The organism is Tenacibaculum sp. Bg11-29 (assembly GCF_002836595.1).
Lineage (GTDB): Bacteria > Bacteroidota > Bacteroidia > Flavobacteriales > Flavobacteriaceae > Polaribacter.
Genome location: NZ_PJBB01000003.1, coordinates 4,329,265 through 4,348,703, shown reverse-complemented (window position 1 = coordinate 4,348,703; position 19,439 = coordinate 4,329,265). Strand labels below are relative to the sequence as shown.

29 protein-coding genes and 1 riboswitch are annotated in these 19,439 nt (G+C 32.9%); all 29 genes read left to right on the top strand.

The features are described from left to right. The 29 genes from rplV to thiC all read left to right on the top strand — a co-directional run bounded on the left by rplV (nt 1) and on the right by thiC (nt 19,305). Nucleotides 1-408, top strand: coding sequence for a 50S ribosomal protein L22 (rplV, locus tag CXF68_RS19595; protein ID WP_101046959.1), 408 nt, complete (start codon nt 1-3; stop codon nt 406-408). Between the two features lie 11 nt (nt 409-419). Continuing rightward, a complete protein-coding gene (gene rpsC, locus CXF68_RS19590) occupies nt 420-1,145 on the top strand; it encodes a 30S ribosomal protein S3 (protein WP_101046957.1) in 726 nt (241 codons plus the stop codon). A 22-nt stretch (nt 1,146-1,167) separates the two neighbouring features. Beyond that, on the top strand, nt 1,168-1,599 hold the full coding sequence (gene rplP, locus CXF68_RS19585) for a 50S ribosomal protein L16 (protein WP_101046955.1): 432 nt from the start codon (nt 1,168-1,170) through the stop codon (nt 1,597-1,599). Between the two features lie 11 nt (nt 1,600-1,610). Beyond that, nucleotides 1,611-1,802 carry a 50S ribosomal protein L29 gene (gene rpmC / locus CXF68_RS19580; protein WP_028887468.1) on the top strand — a complete coding sequence of 64 codons (192 nt, stop codon included), beginning with the start codon at nt 1,611-1,613 and terminating at the stop codon, nt 1,800-1,802. 18 nt (nt 1,803-1,820) lie between these two features. Continuing rightward, complete coding sequence (gene rpsQ / locus CXF68_RS19575; RefSeq protein ID WP_101046953.1) at nt 1,821-2,078, top strand: 30S ribosomal protein S17; 258 nt, start codon at nt 1,821-1,823, stop codon at nt 2,076-2,078. A gap of 1 nt (nt 2,079) precedes the next feature. Continuing rightward, nucleotides 2,080-2,448, top strand: coding sequence for a 50S ribosomal protein L14 (gene rplN, locus CXF68_RS19570; protein ID WP_028887466.1), 369 nt, complete (start codon nt 2,080-2,082; stop codon nt 2,446-2,448). 12 nt (nt 2,449-2,460) lie between these two features. Beyond that, nucleotides 2,461-2,769, top strand: coding sequence for a 50S ribosomal protein L24 (gene rplX, locus CXF68_RS19565; RefSeq protein WP_101046951.1), 309 nt, complete (start codon nt 2,461-2,463; stop codon nt 2,767-2,769). Nucleotides 2,770-2,771: 2 nt separating this feature from the next. Continuing rightward, nucleotides 2,772-3,323 carry a 50S ribosomal protein L5 gene (gene rplE, locus CXF68_RS19560; protein WP_101046949.1) on the top strand — a complete coding sequence of 184 codons (552 nt, stop codon included), beginning with the start codon at nt 2,772-2,774 and terminating at the stop codon, nt 3,321-3,323. Between the two features lie 3 nt (nt 3,324-3,326). Next, nucleotides 3,327-3,596, top strand: a complete 270-nt coding sequence (gene rpsN / locus CXF68_RS19555; RefSeq protein ID WP_101046946.1) for a 30S ribosomal protein S14 — start codon at nt 3,327-3,329, stop codon at nt 3,594-3,596. Between the two features lie 355 nt (nt 3,597-3,951). Beyond that, nucleotides 3,952-4,350, top strand: a complete 399-nt coding sequence (gene rpsH, locus CXF68_RS19550) for a 30S ribosomal protein S8 (RefSeq protein ID WP_028887461.1) — start codon at nt 3,952-3,954, stop codon at nt 4,348-4,350. A 12-nt stretch (nt 4,351-4,362) separates the two neighbouring features. Next, the gene (rplF, locus tag CXF68_RS19545) at nt 4,363-4,908 is read left to right on the top strand and encodes a 50S ribosomal protein L6 (protein ID WP_101046944.1); all 546 of its coding nucleotides are present in this window, start codon (nt 4,363-4,365) and stop codon (nt 4,906-4,908) included. 18 nt (nt 4,909-4,926) lie between these two features. Further along, nucleotides 4,927-5,277 carry a 50S ribosomal protein L18 gene (rplR, locus tag CXF68_RS19540; protein ID WP_101046942.1) on the top strand — a complete coding sequence of 117 codons (351 nt, stop codon included), beginning with the start codon at nt 4,927-4,929 and terminating at the stop codon, nt 5,275-5,277. Between the two features lie 8 nt (nt 5,278-5,285). Further along, complete coding sequence (gene rpsE, locus CXF68_RS19535; protein ID WP_101046940.1) at nt 5,286-5,810, top strand: 30S ribosomal protein S5; 525 nt, start codon at nt 5,286-5,288, stop codon at nt 5,808-5,810. Nucleotides 5,811-5,821: 11 nt separating this feature from the next. After that, nucleotides 5,822-6,004 carry a 50S ribosomal protein L30 gene (rpmD, locus tag CXF68_RS19530; protein WP_028887457.1) on the top strand — a complete coding sequence of 61 codons (183 nt, stop codon included), beginning with the start codon at nt 5,822-5,824 and terminating at the stop codon, nt 6,002-6,004. An 11-nt stretch (nt 6,005-6,015) separates the two neighbouring features. Beyond that, on the top strand, nt 6,016-6,465 hold the full coding sequence (gene rplO, locus CXF68_RS19525) for a 50S ribosomal protein L15 (protein WP_101046938.1): 450 nt from the start codon (nt 6,016-6,018) through the stop codon (nt 6,463-6,465). Nucleotides 6,466-6,477: 12 nt separating this feature from the next. After that, the gene (gene secY, locus CXF68_RS19520; RefSeq protein WP_101046936.1) at nt 6,478-7,797 is read left to right on the top strand and encodes a preprotein translocase subunit SecY; all 1,320 of its coding nucleotides are present in this window, start codon (nt 6,478-6,480) and stop codon (nt 7,795-7,797) included. 1 nt (nt 7,798) lies between these two features. After that, the gene (gene infA, locus CXF68_RS19515) at nt 7,799-8,014 is read left to right on the top strand and encodes a translation initiation factor IF-1 (RefSeq protein WP_028887454.1); all 216 of its coding nucleotides are present in this window, start codon (nt 7,799-7,801) and stop codon (nt 8,012-8,014) included. A 12-nt stretch (nt 8,015-8,026) separates the two neighbouring features. Continuing rightward, the gene (gene ykgO, locus CXF68_RS19510) at nt 8,027-8,143 is read left to right on the top strand and encodes a type B 50S ribosomal protein L36 (RefSeq protein WP_073316873.1); all 117 of its coding nucleotides are present in this window, start codon (nt 8,027-8,029) and stop codon (nt 8,141-8,143) included. Beyond that, entirely contained in the window at nt 8,143-8,508 is a 366-nt protein-coding gene (gene rpsM / locus CXF68_RS19505; protein WP_101046934.1) for a 30S ribosomal protein S13, read from the top strand. The genes ykgO and rpsM overlap by 1 nt, the downstream gene beginning before the upstream one ends. A 79-nt stretch (nt 8,509-8,587) precedes the next feature. Beyond that, nucleotides 8,588-8,974 (top strand): 30S ribosomal protein S11, encoded by a 387-nt coding sequence (gene rpsK / locus CXF68_RS19500; RefSeq protein WP_101046932.1) that lies wholly within the window; start codon nt 8,588-8,590, stop codon nt 8,972-8,974. Between the two features lie 132 nt (nt 8,975-9,106). Beyond that, the gene (rpsD, locus tag CXF68_RS19495; RefSeq protein ID WP_101046930.1) at nt 9,107-9,712 is read left to right on the top strand and encodes a 30S ribosomal protein S4; all 606 of its coding nucleotides are present in this window, start codon (nt 9,107-9,109) and stop codon (nt 9,710-9,712) included. Nucleotides 9,713-9,806: 94 nt separating this feature from the next. After that, on the top strand, nt 9,807-10,799 hold the full coding sequence (locus CXF68_RS19490; protein WP_028887450.1) for a DNA-directed RNA polymerase subunit alpha: 993 nt from the start codon (nt 9,807-9,809) through the stop codon (nt 10,797-10,799). 60 nt (nt 10,800-10,859) lie between these two features. Beyond that, nucleotides 10,860-11,330 carry a 50S ribosomal protein L17 gene (gene rplQ / locus CXF68_RS19485; protein WP_101046928.1) on the top strand — a complete coding sequence of 157 codons (471 nt, stop codon included), beginning with the start codon at nt 10,860-10,862 and terminating at the stop codon, nt 11,328-11,330. 103 nt (nt 11,331-11,433) lie between these two features. After that, a complete protein-coding gene (gene carA, locus CXF68_RS19480; protein WP_101046926.1) occupies nt 11,434-12,540 on the top strand; it encodes a glutamine-hydrolyzing carbamoyl-phosphate synthase small subunit in 1,107 nt (368 codons plus the stop codon). Between the two features lie 133 nt (nt 12,541-12,673). After that, nucleotides 12,674-13,963, top strand: coding sequence for a phosphopyruvate hydratase (gene eno, locus CXF68_RS19475; protein ID WP_101046924.1), 1,290 nt, complete (start codon nt 12,674-12,676; stop codon nt 13,961-13,963). 192 nt (nt 13,964-14,155) lie between these two features. Beyond that, on the top strand, nt 14,156-15,442 hold the full coding sequence (locus tag CXF68_RS19470; RefSeq protein WP_101046923.1) for a citrate synthase: 1,287 nt from the start codon (nt 14,156-14,158) through the stop codon (nt 15,440-15,442). A 59-nt stretch (nt 15,443-15,501) separates the two neighbouring features. Further along, nucleotides 15,502-16,455, top strand: coding sequence for an arginase (locus CXF68_RS19465; RefSeq protein WP_232771688.1), 954 nt, complete (start codon nt 15,502-15,504; stop codon nt 16,453-16,455). Nucleotides 16,456-17,067: 612 nt separating this feature from the next. Further along, nucleotides 17,068-17,162, top strand: a riboswitch (TPP riboswitch). A gap of 48 nt (nt 17,163-17,210) precedes the next feature. After that, the gene (gene thiS, locus CXF68_RS19460) at nt 17,211-17,414 is read left to right on the top strand and encodes a sulfur carrier protein ThiS (RefSeq protein ID WP_028887444.1); all 204 of its coding nucleotides are present in this window, start codon (nt 17,211-17,213) and stop codon (nt 17,412-17,414) included. A gap of 31 nt (nt 17,415-17,445) precedes the next feature. After that, entirely contained in the window at nt 17,446-19,305 is a 1,860-nt protein-coding gene (thiC, locus tag CXF68_RS19455; protein ID WP_101046919.1) for a phosphomethylpyrimidine synthase ThiC, read from the top strand. Nucleotides 19,306-19,439 lie beyond the last annotated feature (134 nt).

Below are 19,439 nucleotides of genomic sequence, written 5' to 3'. Positions count from 1 at the left end.
ATGGGAAGTCGTAAACATAACATGGCATTACAGTTAAAAGAAGCAAGAAAGTCAAGAGCTTTTGCTAAAATAACTAATTGTCCTACATCACCAAGAAAAATGCGTTTGGTAGCAGATCTAGTAAGAGGAGTAGAGGTTGAAAAAGCTTTACAAATTTTAAAATTTAGTCCAAAAGAAGCATCAAGAAACTTAGAGAAATTGTTAATGTCTGCAATTGCAAACTGGCAAGCTAAGAATGAAGATGCTAGTATCGAAGATGCTGGATTATTTGTGAAGACTATTTGTGTTGATAGCGCAGGTATGTTAAAAAGATTAAGACCAGCTCCACAAGGTCGTGCACATAGAATTCGTAAGCGTTCTAATCACGTTACTTTAGAGTTAGGAAGTAAAAATATTCAAAGTAATTAATTGAAGTAGACATGGGACAAAAAACAAATCCAATAGGGAATCGTTTAGGAATTATCAGAGGATGGGAATCTAACTGGTATGGTGGAAATGACTACGGAGATAAATTAGCGGAAGATTTTAAAATAAGAGAGTATATTAATGCTCGTTTATTTAAAGCAAGTGTATCAAGAATAATTATTGAGCGCACACTTAAACTTGTAACCGTTACTATCACTACTGCTCGTCCAGGTATCATTATTGGTAAAGGAGGTCAAGAGGTAGACAAGTTAAAAGAAGAGCTTAAGAAAATTACAGGAAAAGAAGTTCAAATTAATATTTTTGAAATTAAGCGTCCAGAATTAGATGCTAAATTAGTTGCAGCAAGTGTTGCACGTCAAATTGAAAATAGAATTTCTTACAAGCGTGCTACTAAAATGGCTATTACTGCTGCAATGAGAATGAATTCAGAAGGGATTAAAATCCAAATATCTGGTCGTTTAAATGGAGCTGAAATGGCACGTTCTGAGCATTATAAAGAAGGAAGAATTCCTCTTTCTACTTTTAGAGCAGACATTGATTACGCACTTGTTGAGGCACATACACAATACGGAAGATTAGGTATTAAGGTATGGATCATGAAAGGTGAGGTTTATGGAAAACGCGAATTATCTCCATTAGTAGGATTATCTAAACAAAAAGGTGGTGCTAATAAAGGTGGTGGTAATAAACGTCCACAACAACCTCGCAGAAGAAAATAATTTTTAAAATTAGAAATTAAAAATGTTACAGCCAAAAAGAGTAAAATACCGTAAGGTACAGAAGGCGAAAGGAAATATGAATGGTAACTCTGGTAGAGGTACTCAACTTTCTAACGGAATGTTTGGTATCAAATCATTAGATCAGAACTTACTTACATCTCGCCAAATAGAGGCAGCTCGTATTGCGGCAACTCGTCATATGAAAAGAGAAGGTCAGCTTTGGATTAAAATATTTCCAGACAAACCTATTACCAAGAAGCCATTAGAAGTACGTATGGGTAAAGGTAAAGGTGCACCAGATCATTTCGTGTCAGTTATTAAACCAGGAAGAATTTTGTTTGAAGTTGGTGGAGTGCCAATGAATGTTGCAAAAGAAGCTTTACGTTTAGCAGCACAGAAACTTCCAGTGAAAACTAGGTTTGTTATCGCAAGAGATTTTGATTTTAACGCTTAATTCTATATAGAATGAAACAATCAGAAATTAAAGAATTAACAACTACCGACTTACAAGGAAGGTTAGTAACGTTAAAGAAAAATTATACGGATCTTAAGATGGCTCACGCCATAACTCCATTGGAAAACCCAATGCAGATTAAAAGCTTAAGAAAAACTGTAGCAAGAATTGCTACAGAGTTAACTAAAAGAGAATTACAATAATTCTAGTCAGTTTTAAAGATGGAAAAAAGAAATCTTAGAAAAGAGAGAATAGGTGTAGTATCTAGTAACAAAATGGAGAAATCTATTGTTGTTAACGAGGTAAAAAGAACCAAGCACCCAATGTACGGTAAATTCGTATTAAAGACGAAGAAGTACGTTGCACATGACGAGAAGAATGACTGCAACGAAGGTGATACAGTTAGGATAATGGAAACACGTCCTATGAGTAAATCTAAACGTTGGAGATTAGTAGAAATCTTAGAAAGAGCTAAATAATATGTTACAGACAGAATCAAGATTAAGAGTCGCAGATAACACTGGAGCAAAAGAAGTTTTAGTGATAAGAGTTTTAGGAGGAACAAGAAAGCGTTATGCTAGTGTTGGAGATAAAATTGTAGTTACTGTAAAGTCTGCAACTCCAAACGGAAGTGTAAAAAAAGGTCAAGTATCTCGTGCAGTTGTTGTTCGTACTAAAAAGGAAATTAGACGTAAGGACGGATCATATATCAGATTTGATGATAATGCTTGTGTACTTTTAAATCCTACAGAGGAGATGAGAGGAACACGTGTATTTGGTCCTGTTGCCCGTGAATTACGTGATAAGCAATTTATGAAGATAGTATCATTAGCACCTGAAGTGCTTTAAATCGACATTAAGATGAAGAAGTTCAAAATCAAATCAGGAGATACTGTTAAAGTATTAGCAGGAGATCATAAAGGATCGGAAGGTAAAGTTTTACAAATTCTTAGAGATAAGGATAGAGTGTTAGTAGAAGGAGTTAATATGGTGTCTAAACACACTAAACCAAGTGCTGCTAGTCCTCAAGGAGGAATTGTAAAAAAAGAAGCTTCACTACATATATCTAACTTAGCATTAATCGAAAATGGTGAAGCTGTAAAAGTTGGTTATAAAGTAGAGGGAGATAAGAAAATTAGATTTTCAAAGAAATCAGATAAAGCAATATAACAATGAGTTACGTACCAAGATTAAAAGAGGAGTACAAGAGCAGAGTTATAAAAGCTCTTACTGAAGAATTCGGTTATAGTAATATAATGCAAGTACCTAAGTTACAAAAAATTGTTGTAAATAAAGGTGTTGGTGCAGCTATAGCAGATAAGAAATTAATAGAATACGCTATTGACGAGTTAAGTACAATTACAGGTCAAAAAGCAGTTTCAACTATATCTAAGAAAGATGTTGCAAACTTTAAATTACGTAAAGGAATGCCAATTGGTGTGAAAGTTACGTTAAGAGGAGTTAAAATGTACGAATTTTTAGATAGATTAGTTACGGCTTCTTTACCACGTGTAAGAGATTTTAACGGAATTAAAGCGAATGGTTTTGATGGTAGAGGTAATTACAATTTAGGAATTACTGAACAAATCATTTACCCTGAAATTAATATTGATCAAGTAAAAAAAATTAGTGGTATGGATATTACTTTTGTAACATCTGCAAACACTGATAAAGAAGCTAAATCATTATTAACTGAATTAGGTTTACCATTTAAAAAGAACTAAAAGATGGCTAAAGAATCAATGAAAGCGCGTGAGCGCAAAAGAGCTAAAGTGGTAGCTAAGTATGCAGAGAAGAGAAAAGCTTTAAAAGAAGCTGGAGACTACGAAGGATTACAAAAGTTACCAAAGAATGCATCACCAGTTAGAATGCACAATCGTTGTAAATTAACAGGACGTCCTAAAGGATATATGCGTCAGTTCGGAGTTTCACGTGTTACTTTCCGTGAAATGGCTAACCAAGGATTAATTCCAGGAGTTAAGAAGGCAAGCTGGTAAACAGCACTTTTTATACATAAACATAAGGTATACAACTTTTAACAGTTGTATACCTTTTTTGTTTTTACCTATTTTTTTTTGCTGTTTTAATTGTCTTTCTATGAAAAAAATAAACACATTAATAGCCAATAAATTAAGACTCAAAATGATAAGTCTTAAAAAGGTTCTATTTTACAAAAGTTTATGTATATTTGCATTCTGTTTTTATAGGATGAATTATGCCTTGTAGGTAAATACTAGTAAATAGTATAATGCTTATGAGATTCACCAGAAAAAGCAAAAAAAGAATATTAACTGGTTTCAGGTTTGATAATTATAATAATTATCGAATACCAAAACCTCAATTTAATTAATTATGTATACAGATCCAATTGCGGATTTTCTTACTCGAGTGAGAAATGCTATTGCAGCAAATCATCGAGTAGTTGAGATTCCTGCTTCAAAACTGAAGAAGGAAATGACGAAAATTTTGTTCGATCAAGGTTATGTTTTAAGTTATCAGTTCAATGACGATAAAGTTCAGGGAACAATTAAGATTGCTTTAAAATACGACAGAGACACGAAAGAATCAGTAATCAGAAAGATTCAAAGAATTTCAACACCAGGTTTACGTAAATACGTTGGCTCTAAAGAGATGCCAAGAGTATTAAACGGTTTAGGTATTGCTATTGTTTCTACATCTAAAGGTGTAATGACAAACAAGAAAGCTAAACAAGAAAATGTTGGTGGAGAAGTATTATGTTACGTTTATTAATCACTTTGTACAATGAGTAGAATAGGAAAAAATCCAATCGCATTACCACAAGGTGTTGAAGTTAAAGTAGACGGAAATGTGGTTACAGTAAAAGGTAAACTAGGAGAATTAACTCAAGAGTTAAAATCTGAAATTACTGCAGAAATTGAAGATGGTGTTTTAAGAGTTAAAAGAGCATCAGATAGTAAAGATCATAGAGCAGCACACGGTTTATATCGTGCTTTAATCAGTAATATGATTGAAGGTGTTACTAAGGGTTATACTAAGGAATTAGAATTAGTTGGTGTAGGTTATAGAGCATCTAACCAAGGGCAAAAATTAGATTTAGCTTTAGGTTTTTCTCATAACATTGTTTTAAACTTAGCTCCTGAAGTAAAGGTTGAAACAGTATCTGACAAAGGTAAAAACCCAATCATTAAGTTATCTTCATTTGACAAACAATTAGTTGGTCAAGTTGCGGCTAAAATCCGTTCTTTCCGTGCTCCAGAGCCATATAAAGGGAAAGGTATTAAGTTTGTAGGAGAGATATTAAGAAGAAAAGCAGGTAAATCTGCATAATAAATAAGAGAAATTATTATGGCATTATCAAAGCTTGAAAGAAGACAACGAATAAAGTATAGAATTAGAAAAGTTATTACTGGAACAGCTGTTAAACCTAGGTTGTCAGTTTTTAGAAGTAACAAAGAAATTTATGCTCAATTAATTGATGACGTTACTGGTGTAACATTAGCATCTGCATCATCAAGAGATAAAGAAATTACATCTGGTTCTAAATCAGAAGCTGCTACTGCAGTAGGTAAAGCGATTGCTGAAAGAGCTGCAGCAAAAGGTTTTGAAGCTATTTCTTTTGATAGAAATGGGTTTTTATACCACGGTAGAGTTAAAGTATTAGCTGAAGCTGCTAGAGAAGCTGGTTTAAAATTTTAAGAAATTATATTATGTTAGGATATAAAAACGTAGAAAGAGTAAAACCAAGCGGATTAGAGCTTGTAGATAAGTTAGTAGGTGTACAACGTGTTACCAAAGTAACTAAAGGGGGTAGAGCATTTGGTTTCTCTGCAATCGTAATAGTTGGAGATGGTAACGGTGTTGTTGGTCATGGATTAGGAAAATCTAAAGATGTAGCTTCTGCAATTGCAAAAGCAATAGAAGATGCTAAGAAAAGTTTAGTACGTATTCCTCTTTTAGACGGGACCTTACCTCACGAACAAAAAGGTAAGTTTGGTGGTGCGAAAGTATTTATCAAGCCAGCCTCACATGGTACGGGAGTTATCGCCGGTGGAGCAGTACGTTCAGTACTTGAATCTGTTGGTATTAAAGACGTATTATCTAAATCTCAAGGATCATCAAACCCTCACAACGTAGTTAAAGCAACTTTTGATGCTTTATTACAATTACGTAATGCTGCAACTATTGCAAAGCAAAGAGGTATTTCTTTAGAGAAAGTTTTTAACGGTTAAAATTTAAGACGATGAGTAAAATTAAAGTTACACAAGTAAGAAGTAAAATCGGTCGCCTTAAAAGTCAAAAAGCAACGTTAGAGGCATTAGGTTTACGTAAATTAAACCAAACTGTAGAGCACAATGCAACAGCTACAATTTTGGGTATGGTAAAAACAGTTTCACACTTAGTTTCTGTAGAAGAAATTAAATAAGACAATATAAGATGAGTTTACACAACTTAAAACCTGCAGTAGGATCTACAAAGAGCGGTAAAAGAATCGCTCGTGGAGAAGGTTCTGGACATGGAGGTACCTCTACAAGAGGTCATAACGGTCAGAAATCTCGTTCTGGTTATTCTCGTAAAATAGGATTTGAAGGAGGTCAAATGCCACTTCAAAGACGTGTACCTAAATTTGGTTTCACAAACATTAATCGTAAAGAGTATGTTGGTGTTAATTTAGATAAGTTACAGGGATTAGTAGAAAACGGAAAAATTACAGATACAATTACTTTAGAGGTTTTAGTAGAAAACCGCTTAGCTCGTAAAACCGATTTAGTAAAAATACTAGGTGGTGGTGAGTTAAAAGCTAAATTAAACGTAACTGTACATAAATTTACTGCAACAGCAAAAGCGGCTATCGAAGCAGCAGGAGGTGAAGTAGTTACATTATAATCACTGTAAATGATGAATTTTATAAATACATTAAAGGACATTTGGAAGATAGAAGAGTTAAAGGAGAAATTACTTTTAACTTTAGGTTTAATTGCTGTTTACCGTTTTATGGCGGCAGTTCCATTACCTGGAATTGACCCAACTCAGTTATCAGCTTTACAAGACAGTACTTCTGGTGGACTTTTAGGTTTATTAAACGCATTTACAGGTGGGGCATTTGCTAGAGCGTCAGTAATGGCTCTTGGTATAATGCCTTATATTTCTGCATCAATTGTAGTTCAGTTAATGGGTATCGCGGTACCATATTTACAGAAGTTACAAAAAGATGGAGAAAGTGGACGTAAGAAGATTACACAAATAACAAGATGGCTTACAATTGCTATTACTTTGTTTCAAGCACCAACCTATATTGGGATTATTCAAAACCAAATGGGATTAGGACCTGAAGCATTTTTAGTAACAGGAGCTACTTTTTGGGTATCATCTATAATACTTTTAACTGCAGGAACAGTTTTTGCAATGTGGTTAGGAGAGCGTATTACAGACAAAGGAGTTGGTAATGGAATTTCATTATTAATTACTGTAGGTATTATAGCTAACTTCCCAGCGGCTTTTATTCAAGAATTAGTTTCTAAGAATTCAGCTGGAGCAGGAGGTATTATGATGATTCTAATCGAACTAATAGTTTGGTTTGTAGTAATTTTGTTAACCGTATTATTAGTTACAGCAGTACGTAAAGTTGCAGTTCAATACGCTCGTCGTACAGCAGTTACAGATATTAAAGATGTTGACGGTGCACGCCAGTACATTCCTTTAAAATTGAATGCATCTGGAGTAATGCCAATTATTTTTGCACAAGCTATTATGTTTTTACCTGTAGCTTTAGGACAAAAATTCCCAGCATTAAACAGTTTAACCGACAATTTCGGATTATGGTATAACGTTATATTTGCAGTCTTAATTATTATTTTTAGTTATTTTTATACGGCGATTACGATCCCAACTAATAAAATGGCTGAAGATTTAAAAAGAAGCAATGGTTTCGTTCCAGGATATAAGCCAGGAGAAGAAACTGCAAATTATTTAGACGCTGTGTTATCTAAGATAACTTTCCCAGGGTCTTTATTTTTAGCAGCTTTATCAATTTTACCTGCTATCATTGTAAAGTTTGGAGTTACTCAAAACTGGGCAATGTTTTTTGGAGGAACATCTTTAATCATTATGGTTGGAGTTGCGATAGATACTATTCAGCAAATAAACTCGTATTTATTAAACAGTCGTTACGATGGTTTAATGAAAACAGGTAACAGTAACAGAAAATCATTAAAATAATATGGCTAAACAACCAGCAATTCAACAAGACGGAACGATTACAGAAGCATTATCAAATGCAATGTTTCGTGTAGAATTAGAAAACGGACATGTTGTTACGGCTCACATTTCAGGTAAAATGCGTATGCATTATATCAAACTATTACCAGGAGATAAGGTAAAGTTAGAAATGAGTCCGTATGATTTATCAAAGGCAAGAATTACTTACAGATACTAAAAACACACACTGATGAAAGTAAGAGCATCATTAAAGAAAAGAAGTGCCGAGTGCAAGATTGTACGAAGAAAAGGCAGATTATACGTAATAAACAAAAAGAATCCTAGATTTAAACAAAGACAAGGGTAATGGCAAGAATAGCAGGTATTGATATTCCAAAGAATAAAAGAGGTGTTATCGCTTTAACTTACATCTTTGGTATAGGAAACAGCAGAGCTAAAGAAGTTTTAGCAGCAACAAAAATTGACGAGAGCATCAAAGTTCAAGATTGGAACGATGATCAAATTGCAGCGATTCGTGAGCAAATAGGAACTTTTACTATTGAAGGAGAGTTACGTTCAGAAGTTCAAATAAGTATTAAACGTTTAATGGACATCGGATGTCAAAGAGGTATTCGTCACAGACTTGGTCTTCCATTAAGAGGTCAAAGAACTAAGAATAACTCTCGTACAAGAAAAGGTAAGAGAAAAACTGTAGCTAACAAGAAAAAATAAGTTAGATAAGTAATAAAGATCTAATAATAGTTGTAAAACTATAAAGTTAGAAAACTAAATTACTAAAACTATAATAATCATGGCAAAGTCTAAAATAACAAAAAAGCGTAAAGTTGTAATAGAATCAGTAGGTGAAGCTCACGTAACTGCATCATTCAACAACATTATTATTTCTTTAACAAACAAAAAAGGTGACGTTATTTCTTGGTCATCTGCAGGTAAAATGGGTTTTAGAGGTTCTAAAAAGAATACTCCATACGCAGCTCAATTAGCCGCAGAAGATTGTGCAAACGTTGCAAAAGAAGCAGGATTACGTAAAGTAAAAGTGTACGTTAAAGGACCAGGTAACGGTAGAGAATCTGCAATCAGATCTATCCATAATGCTGGAATTGAAGTAACTGAAATCGTTGATGTTACTCCTATTCCTCACAATGGATGTCGTCCACCTAAAAGAAGAAGAGTATAAGCTGAATTAGTTTTCAACTTATATTTTATCTAGTGTACTTTTGTGCGCAATTAAAAATATTTTAACTAAGGTAGGAATAAGATTATCGAAGGAGTAAGCCTTAATTCATAATCCCTACTAAAACAATAAGAAATGGCAAGATATACAGGACCTAAAACTAAGATTTCTCGTAAATTTGGTGAAGCAATTTTTGGAGATGATAAAAATTTCGAAAAAAGAAACTACCCACCAGGACAGCATGGAAATGCTAGAAGAAGAGGTAAGAAATCTGAGTATTCTACTCAGTTAATGGAGAAGCAAAAAGCGAAATACATGTATGGTATTTTAGAACGTCAATTCTCTAATTTATTTAAAAGCGCTTCTGCTTCTAAAGGAATTACAGGTGAGGTTTTATTACAATTATGTGAGTCTCGTTTAGACAATGTAGTATACAGATTAGGAGTTTCTAACTCTCGTAGTGGAGCTCGTCAATTAGTATCTCACCGTCACATTACTGTAAATGGAGAAATTGTAAATATTCCTTCTTATAATTTACAAGCAGGTGATGTTGTTGCTGTAAGAGAAAAATCTAAATCATTAGTAGCTATTGAAAGTGCATTAACAAACAATAGTAATGTATACGAATGGTTAAGTTGGAATTCTGATTTAAAATCAGGAACTTTTATTAAAGCTCCAGAGAGATTACAGATCCCTGAAAATATCAAGGAACAATTAATTGTAGAATTATATTCTAAATAATAAATTATTTATATTGTTACTTAGCCAAAGGGTCTGTTGGTATTTCTTCAAACTAACAAACCGCGCAACTAAGTAACAATTAAAACGAAGAAAAATGGCAATTTTAAATTTTCAAAAGCCTGACAAGGTAATAATGATTGAATCTACTGATTTTACAGGTAGATTTGAATTCAGACCTCTTGAACCAGGTTTTGGATTAACAGTTGGAAACGCTTTAAGAAGAGTTTTATTATCTTCATTAGAAGGGTTTGCTATTACATCATTACGCGTAGACAGTGTTGATCATGAGTTCTCAACAATTCAAGGAGTAGTAGAAGATGCAACAGAAATCATCTTAAACTTAAAACAAGTTCGTTTTAAGAAGCAAATTGAAGAGACTGATAGAGAAACAGTATCTATTGCAGTATCAGGTCAAGAGCAATTAACTGCTGGAGATTTACAGAAATTTACATCAGGTTTTCAGGTACTAAATCCAGATTTAGTAATATGTAACATGGATAAATCTGTAAATTTCAATGCTGAAATTACTATCGAAAAAGGTAGAGGTTTTGTACCAGCAGAAGAAAACAAAAGAGCAGGTGCACCATTAGGAACAATTTTTACAGATTCTATTTACACTCCAATAAAGAATGTAAAATATGCTGTTGAAAATTATCGTGTAGAACAAAAGACAGATTACGAAAAATTAGTTTTCGATATCGATACTGACGGTTCTATAAACCCTAAAGATGCCTTAACAGAAGCAGCTAAGATTCTAATCCACCACTTTATGTTATTCTCTGATGAGCGTATCACTTTAGAGGCAGATGAAATAGCTCAAACTGAAACATATGATGAGGAGTCATTACATATGCGTCAGTTATTAAAGACGAAATTAGTTGATATGGATTTATCAGTTCGTGCTTTAAACTGTTTAAAAGCTGCTGAAGTTGATACTTTAGGAGATTTAGTATCTTTCAACAAAAGCGATTTAATGAAATTTAGAAATTTTGGTAAAAAATCATTAACTGAATTAGATGAGTTAGTGGCAAATAAGAGCCTTAATTTTGGAATGGACTTAAGCAAATACAAATTAGATAGAGATTAACCTTTCATATTTTGCTCCCCAGAAAGGGTTGTAGCAAGATGAAAGCCAAAACCAAATGTCATGAGACACGGAAAGAAATTTAATCATTTAGGAAGACAAACAGCGCACAGAAAAGCAATGTTAGCAAATATGGGATGTTCTTTAATTGAACATAAACGTATTAACACAACAGTAGCTAAAGCAAAAGCTTTTCGTACGTTTATCGAACCTATAATTACAAAGTCTAAAACAGATACGACTCATAATCGTCGTACAGTATTCAGTTATTTACGTAGCAAAGAAGCTGTAACCGAATTATTCAAAGAAATATCTGTAAAAGTAGCTGATAGACCAGGAGGATATATACGTATCATCAAATTAGGAAACCGTCAGGGAGATAATGCTCCTATGGCAATGGTAGAATTAGTTGATTATAACGAATTATACAATCCAAAAGGAAACAAAGCTAAGAAGAACACTCGTCGTAGTCGTCGTGGAGCAAAGACTGCTGATGCAGCTGTTGAAACTCAAACTTCACAAGAAGAAGAATAAAAATGAAAATTTTTATAAACTATATCAAAGGGATAAACATTTAATGTTTATCCCTTTTTTTTTATATTTTTGCACTCAAAAGATACAACACAACATACACTAAATGAAATATCAACAACGTAAAAAAGCATTAGTTCTTTTAGCAGATGGAACCATTTTCTACGGGAAATCTATTGGAATTGAGGGAACTTCAACAGGAGAAATTTGTTTCAATACAGGAATGACTGGTTATCAAGAAGTATTTACAGATCCTTCTTACTTTGGTCAATTAATGGTAACAACCAATGCACATATTGGTAATTATGGAATTAACAAAGAGGAAGTTGAGTCTGAAAGCATTAAAATTTCAGGATTAATTTGTCGTAATTTTAGCTTTACGCATTCTCGAGTAGATTCAGATGGGAATTTATTTGATTGGTTTAAGGAACATAATTTAGTAGCCATTTCTGATGTAGATACAAGAGCATTAGTAGCATACATAAGAGACAATGGAGCTATGAATGCTATTATTTCTACTGATGTAGATAATATTGACGCATTAAAGAAACAATTAGCTGATACGCCAAATATGGTTGGTTTAGAGTTAGCTTCTAAAGTGTCAACTAAAGAACCTTATTTTGTTGGAGATGAAAATTCATCAATAAAAATATCAGCTTTAGACATCGGTATAAAAAAGAATATTTTAAGAAACTTTGTTAAAAGAGGAGCGTATATAAAAGTATATCCTTATAATGTTACTTTTGAACAGATGAGTGATTTTAATCCTGATGGTTATTTTATTTCAAATGGACCAGGAGATCCTGAGCCTTTGGTAGATGCACAAAATACAGCAAAAGAAATTATAGCAAGAAATTTACCTTTATTTGGTATCTGTTTAGGGCACCAAGTAATTGCTTTAGCTAACGGAATTTCTACTTATAAAATGCATAATGGACATAGAGGTATTAATCACCCTGTAAAAAATTTAATTACAGGAAAAGGTGAAATTACTTCTCAGAATCATGGATTTGCTATTAATAGAGAAGAAACTGAAGCGCATAATGATGTTGAAATTACACATGTACATTTAAATGATCATACAGTTGCTGGAATTAGAATGAAGTCTAAAAATGTATTCTCTGTTCAATACCATCCAGAAGCAAGTCCTGGACCACATGATGCGGAATACTTATTTGATGAATTTATAGAAAACATCAAAAAACAAAAGTAAAAGCGTAAACGTTTTCGTAATTAGTTTTTTCTAACTAATTAAAAAACAACTACTATTTGTAAATTAGCAATTATAAAAATAACATTCCCGTGGTTTTAAAAATCACGGGAATCTATATTAAAAATATAAAACTATGAGTATTATAATCAACATTCACGCACGTCAAATTTTTGACTCAAGAGGTAATCCAACTGTAGAAGTAGATGTTACTACAGATAATGGTGTTATGGGAAGAGCAGCAGTTCCTTCAGGAGCTTCTACTGGAGAACATGAAGCTGTTGAGTTACGTGATGGCGGAAAAGATTATATGGGTAAAGGAGTATTAAATGCTGTAAAAAATGTGAATACACTAATTGCTCAAGAGTTATTAGGAGTATCTATATTTGAGCAAAACATGATTGATCAAATAATGATTGATTTAGATGCAACATCAAATAAATCTGTTTTAGGAGCAAATGCTATTTTAGGAGTTTCATTAGCAGTAGCTAAAGCAGCAGCTAATGAATTAGGATTACCTTTATATAGGTATGTCGGAGGTGTATCAGCAAATACATTACCAGTTCCAATGATGAATATTATCAATGGAGGTTCTCATTCTGATGCTCCGATTGCATTTCAAGAATTTATGATTGTACCTGTAAAAGCAAATAATTTTACGGAAGCAATGCAAGTAGGATCTGAGATTTTTCATAATTTAAAAAAGGTTTTACATGAACGTAATTTATCAACAGCAGTTGGTGATGAAGGTGGTTTTGCTCCAACTTTAGAAGGGACAGAGGATGCTATTGAAACAATAGCTTTAGCTACTGAAAATGCTGGCTATAAGTTTGGAGAAGAAGTAATGATTGCTTTAGATTGTGCTGCAGCTGAATTTTTTGTTGATGGTAAATATGATTATACTAAGTTTGAAGGAGCTAAAGGAAAAATAAGAACAAGTAAAGAACAAGCAGATTATTTAGCTGAATTAGCAGATAAATACCCAATTATCTCTATTGAAGATGGTATGGATGAAAATGACTGGGAAGGTTGGAAGTATTTAACTGAAATTTCTGGAAATAAAGTTCAATTAGTTGGAGACGATCTATTTGTAACTAATGTAAAGCGTTTATCTAGAGGAATTGAAAATGGAATTGCAAATTCAATTTTAATTAAAGTAAACCAAATAGGAACTTTAACAGAAACGATTGCAGCAGTAAACATGGCACATAATGCAGGGTATACATCTGTTATGAGCCACCGTTCAGGAGAAACAGAAGATAATACGATTGCAGATTTAGCAGTAGCATTAAACTGTGGTCAAATAAAAACTGGTTCAGCTTCTCGTTCAGATCGTATGGCTAAGTACAATCAATTATTACGTATAGAAGAAGAATTAGATGGAGTAGCATTTTATCCGCAAGAGAAGGCGTTCAAAATAAAATAAGCATATACTTAATTATGTTATAAAAACCTTGTTAGAACTTCTAACAAGGTTTTTATGTTTATAAGAATTAATTAATAGCCTTTGCATTTTTACGCTTTTAATGATAAAATTCTATCAAAACCAATTTTCAAAATACTACAAAAAATGGTATCTTCGCAATCAACTACAATCATTAAAATTTAAGAGATAAAAATGTCAGATATAGCAAAACTACAAATTGGTGATAACACGTATGAGTTTCCATTAATAAAAGGAACAGAAAATGAAACTGCGATTAATATTAAAACATTAAGAGGGGTTACCGAAGGTGTTATAACAATAGATCCAGGATATAAGAATACAGGCTCTTGCCAGAGTGCTATTACATTTTTAAATGGAGAAGAAGGAATTTTAAGATATAGAGGTTATTCAATTGAAGAATTAGCAGATAAAGCTGATTTTTTAGAAGTTGCTTATTTGTTAATTTTTGGAGAATTACCTACAAAAATTCAACTAGACAAGTTTCATAATGATATTAGAGAAAAAGCGATTGTAGATGAAGATATAAAAAAAATTATAGAAGCATTTCCTAGAACGGCTCATCCAATGGGTGTTTTATCTTCTTTAACAAGTGCATTAGTAGCATTTAATCCTACCTCTGTAAATGTTGATTCTGAAGAAGAAATGTACAATGCTATTGTTAAGATATTAGCAAAATTTCCTGTTTTAGTAGCTTGGACAATGCGTAAGAAGCAAGGTTTACCTTTAAATTATGGAAGTAATAATTTAGGTTATGTAGAGAATGTTATGAAAATGATGTTTGAAAAGCCAACAGAAGAGTACGTAATAAACCCAATAGTAAAAGACGCTCTTGATAAATTATTAATATTACATGCAGATCACGAACAAAACTGTTCTACATCTACAGTAAGAATTGTAGGCTCTTCTCATGCTGGATTATTTGCATCGCTTTCTGCAGGGATTTCTGCATTATGGGGACCATTACATGGTGGAGCAAACCAAGCAGTATTAGAAATGTTAGAAGCTATTAGGCAAGATGGTGGAGACACTAAAAAGTACATGTCGAAAGCAAAAGATAAAAACGACCCTTTCCGTTTAATGGGATTCGGACACCGTGTTTATAAGAATTTTGATCCAAGAGCAAAAATTATTAAAGTTGCTGCTGATGAAGTTTTAGCTGATTTAGGTATTGATGATCCAATTTTAGAAATTGCAAAATCATTAGAGCAAGAAGCATTAAATGATGAGTATTTCGTAAAACGTAAATTATATCCAAATGTAGATTTTTACTCAGGAATTATTTATCGTGCTATGGGTATTCCAGTAGAAATGTTTACAGTAATGTTTGCATTAGGTCGTTTACCAGGTTGGATTGCGCAATGGAAAGAAATGCGTTTAGGAAAAGAGCCTATCGGACGTCCACGTCAAGTTTATACAGGTGAAAACTACAGACCATTCGTAAAAGTAAGTAAAAGATAAAATAAACTAAAAATGTCATTTAAAATTTAAATGGCATTTTTTATTAAATATAATTGATGATGAAAGAAATTAAAATTATCAAAAACAGATCAGATATCGGAGCAGGAACACGTGGTTCTGATATGGGGATAGATGCTATTGAAATAGCAGCAATCAATCAAAATAACGATTTTTTTAATCGTTTTGAGTTTGAAGATGTTATCACAGAAAATGAATCTGTTTATAACAAAAAAAACAATTCGTTTGGTAAGCAAATAAGAAGTGTTTTTAATCAGTGTAAAAGAGTAAGTAACCACGTAAAGGTGAATTTACAGGAAGGTAAATTTCCTATAGTTATCTCTGGAGATCATTCATCTGCTTTAGGTACTATAAGTGGTGTTAAATCAGCAAACCCAACAAAAAGAGTTGGAGTTGTTTGGATTGATGCTCATGGAGATTTGCACACACCTTATACCTCTCCTTCAGGAAATATTCACGGAATGCCATTAGGAGCAGTCATTGCTGATGATAATTTAGATTGTCAGGTAAATGATGTTAGTAGGGAAACGGCAGAGCTATGGGATCGAATGAAAAATATTGGAATTCCAGGTCAGAAAGCGTTACCCGAGGATATTGTTTTTTTTGGAGTTCGAGATACTGAAGAACCAGAGGAAAAACAAATGGAAAAGTATGGTATTAAAAACTATATGGTTGCAGAGGTTCGTTATCGTGGGTTAGAAGTTTGTGTTAACGAAGCATTAGATAAATTATCTGATTGTGATGTTATTTATGTATCTTTTGATGTTGACGCAATGGATTGCGATATGATTTCTTATGGTACAGGTACACCTGTTCCTAAAGGTTTTGATGATAAAGAGATTGTAAAAATTATAAACGGACTATTAGAAAGTAAAAAAGTAGTTTGTGTTGAATTTGTAGAAGTAAATCCATTATTAGATTTTAAAGGGAATAAAATGGCAGAAACAGCTTTTGACGTACTTCAACAAGTTGCAAAAACTATTAAAGAGTTATAAAAAAGAATATTTTTACATAAACAAAGCCTGTCCTTTTAGTAAAAAAGACAGGCTTTTATTAATTATACTAATTATATTTAGCGTAATTAATTTGAGATCTACCGTATAAAGATTGATAAATATCAACAATTGCTTACCAAATAACCTTAGAAAGAGGTATCGAAGCAACGCACTTAAAACGATAATTTATATCAAATACAATTTACATTAATACTTAACTTGATGTGTAAATTACGTCTACAATCCGTTTAATGCCCCATTAAATACTTTATGATTTTCTGCTATTAAAGAGAGGTAAGCAGCCAATCCATCTTCAAATGTTTCTTTTTTGCTTATGTTTTAGTATTTATAATAAGTTTGGTTAGTTTACCTACTCATAAGGCTTTTCGGTTAGCGTATCCTATAAATTATCTCATAGAAAACGTTTTTCAAGTGGTTTTTACTCCACCTTTTATGTGTTTTATATGTTAAAAGTATAAGAAAAAAAGAGTTGTTTTTATGAAAAGGTTTTAACTGTTTGTTTTTTAGGTATAAGCGAATGATAATTGAGAAGGAGTATTAAATAACAAGAATAAAAAACTTGTTTTTTAAAAAATAAGAATACATTTGTCATGTAAACTTTAGGAGTAGCTATTAAATTAGTTTGAGAAAAATCCTTAGAACCTGATTTGGTTAATACCAGCGTAGGGAAAAGTTATCTTCGATAAAATTATATCGAGTTACTACCATTCGGTTTACAGTAATATTATATAAATATGATTACTATAAAAGTAAACCAAAAAGACCATCAAGTTTTAGAAAACCTAACATTACAAGAGTTTGTTGAATATTTAAAAATTCAAACAAACGGAATTGCTATTGCTATAAACAGTACTGTGGTAAAAAGAACAGATTGGTCTTTAAAGTTACTTCAAAATAATGATGATATTTTAATTATAAGATCTACTCAAGGAGGATGATTTTTATTTAAAAAGCAAACTACTTTATCAAATGAAGAACAAAGACACAGCACCAAAGCAAAACGGAATTACAAGAAAACCATTTCCGAATTCAAAGAAAATTTATGTAGACGGTAAAATTCACCCGCAAATTAAAGTAGCAATGCGTGAAATTTCGTTGAGTGACACGGTTGATTCTATGACGAAAAAGAAAACGCCAAATGAACCTGTAACAGTTTATGATACTTCAGGACCTTATACCGATCCTACTAAAGAAATTGATGTACACAGTGGAATTGAAAGAATTCGTGAATCTTGGATTAAAGACCGTGGTGATGTAGAGCAGTTAACAAAATTTTCTTCAGAATATTGTAACGAACGCTTAAACGATACTAGTTTAGATCATATGCGTTTTAAGTTATTAAAAAATCCTTTACGAGCTAAAAAAGGACAAAACGTAACACAATTACATTACGCTAAAAAAGGAATTATTACACCAGAAATGGAATACATAGCTATTCGTGAAAATCAGCGAATAGATGAAATGACCGAAATTAGAAAACAACACAAAGGAGAACATTTTGGGGCTTCTATTCCAGATAAAATTACACCAGAATTTGTACGATCAGAAGTAGCAAGAGGTCGTGCTATTATACCATCAAATATAAATCACCCAGAAGCTGAACCTATGATTTTAGGTCGAAATTTCTTAGTGAAAATAAATGCAAACATTGGTAATTCAGCAGTAACATCATCTATTGAAGAAGAAGTAGAAAAAGCAGTGTGGGCTTGTCGTTGGGGAGCAGATAATATTATGGATTTATCTACAGGAGAAAATATTCATGAAACACGTGAGTGGATTATTCGTAACTCACCAGTACCAGTAGGAACAGTACCAATTTATCAAGCATTAGAAAAAGTAAACGGAGTTGCAGAAGATTTAACATGGGAAATTTTTCGCGATACTTTAATAGAACAAGCAGAGCAAGGAGTAGATTATTTTACTATTCATGCTGGTGTACTATTGCGTTATGTGCCAATGACAGCAAAACGCGTTACAGGAATTGTATCTCGTGGAGGTTCTATTATGGCAAAATGGTGTTTAGCACATCATAAAGAAAGCTTTTTGTACACACATTTTGAAGATATTTGTGAAATATTAAAACAGTATGATGTTGCCTTTTCATTAGGAGACGGATTACGTCCAGGTTCGGTAGCTGATGCTAACGACGAAGCACAATTTGCTGAGTTAGAAACCTTAGGGGAATTAACACAAATAGCACGTAAACACGAAGTACAATGTTTTATTGAAGGGCCAGGGCATGTGCCAATGCATATGATTAAAGAAAATATGGAGAAGCAAATAGAACTTTGCGACGAAGCTCCTTTTTATACCTTAGGGCCTTTAACAACTGATATTGCACCAGGTTATGATCATATTACTTCGGGTATTGGAGCAGCTATGATTGGTTGGTATGGTTGCGCAATGTTATGTTATGTAACACCAAAAGAACATTTAGGTTTACCAAATAAGGAAGATGTACGAGTAGGGGTTATAACTTATAAGTTAGCAGCCCATGCTGCCGATTTAGCAAAAGGGCATCCTGGTTCTCAGCATAGAGATAACGCATTAAGTATGGCTCGTTTTGAGTTTCGTTGGGAAGATCAGTTTAATTTAGGATTAGATCCAGAACGTGCTCGTGAATATCACGATGAAACTTTGCCAGCGGCGGGAGCTAAAATTGCACATTTTTGTTCTATGTGTGGACCAAAATTCTGTTCTATGAAAATATCTCAAGAAGTACGTGATTTTGCAGCGCTTAATGATATTGTAGATAACGAAGTAATCGCAAAAGGTATGGAAGAGAAATCGAAAGAATTTAAAGAAAAAGGATCAGAAGTATATTTATAAAATAATTAGGAGGTTCCTACGCCTTGAAAAAAGGCGTAGTCGTGCTTTTCGTTATATCTTTTTTATTGTTTAACCTTTCGACTTCGCTCAAGGTGACAATAAAAAAGGATGCCACTACAATCCCTAACCCGAAA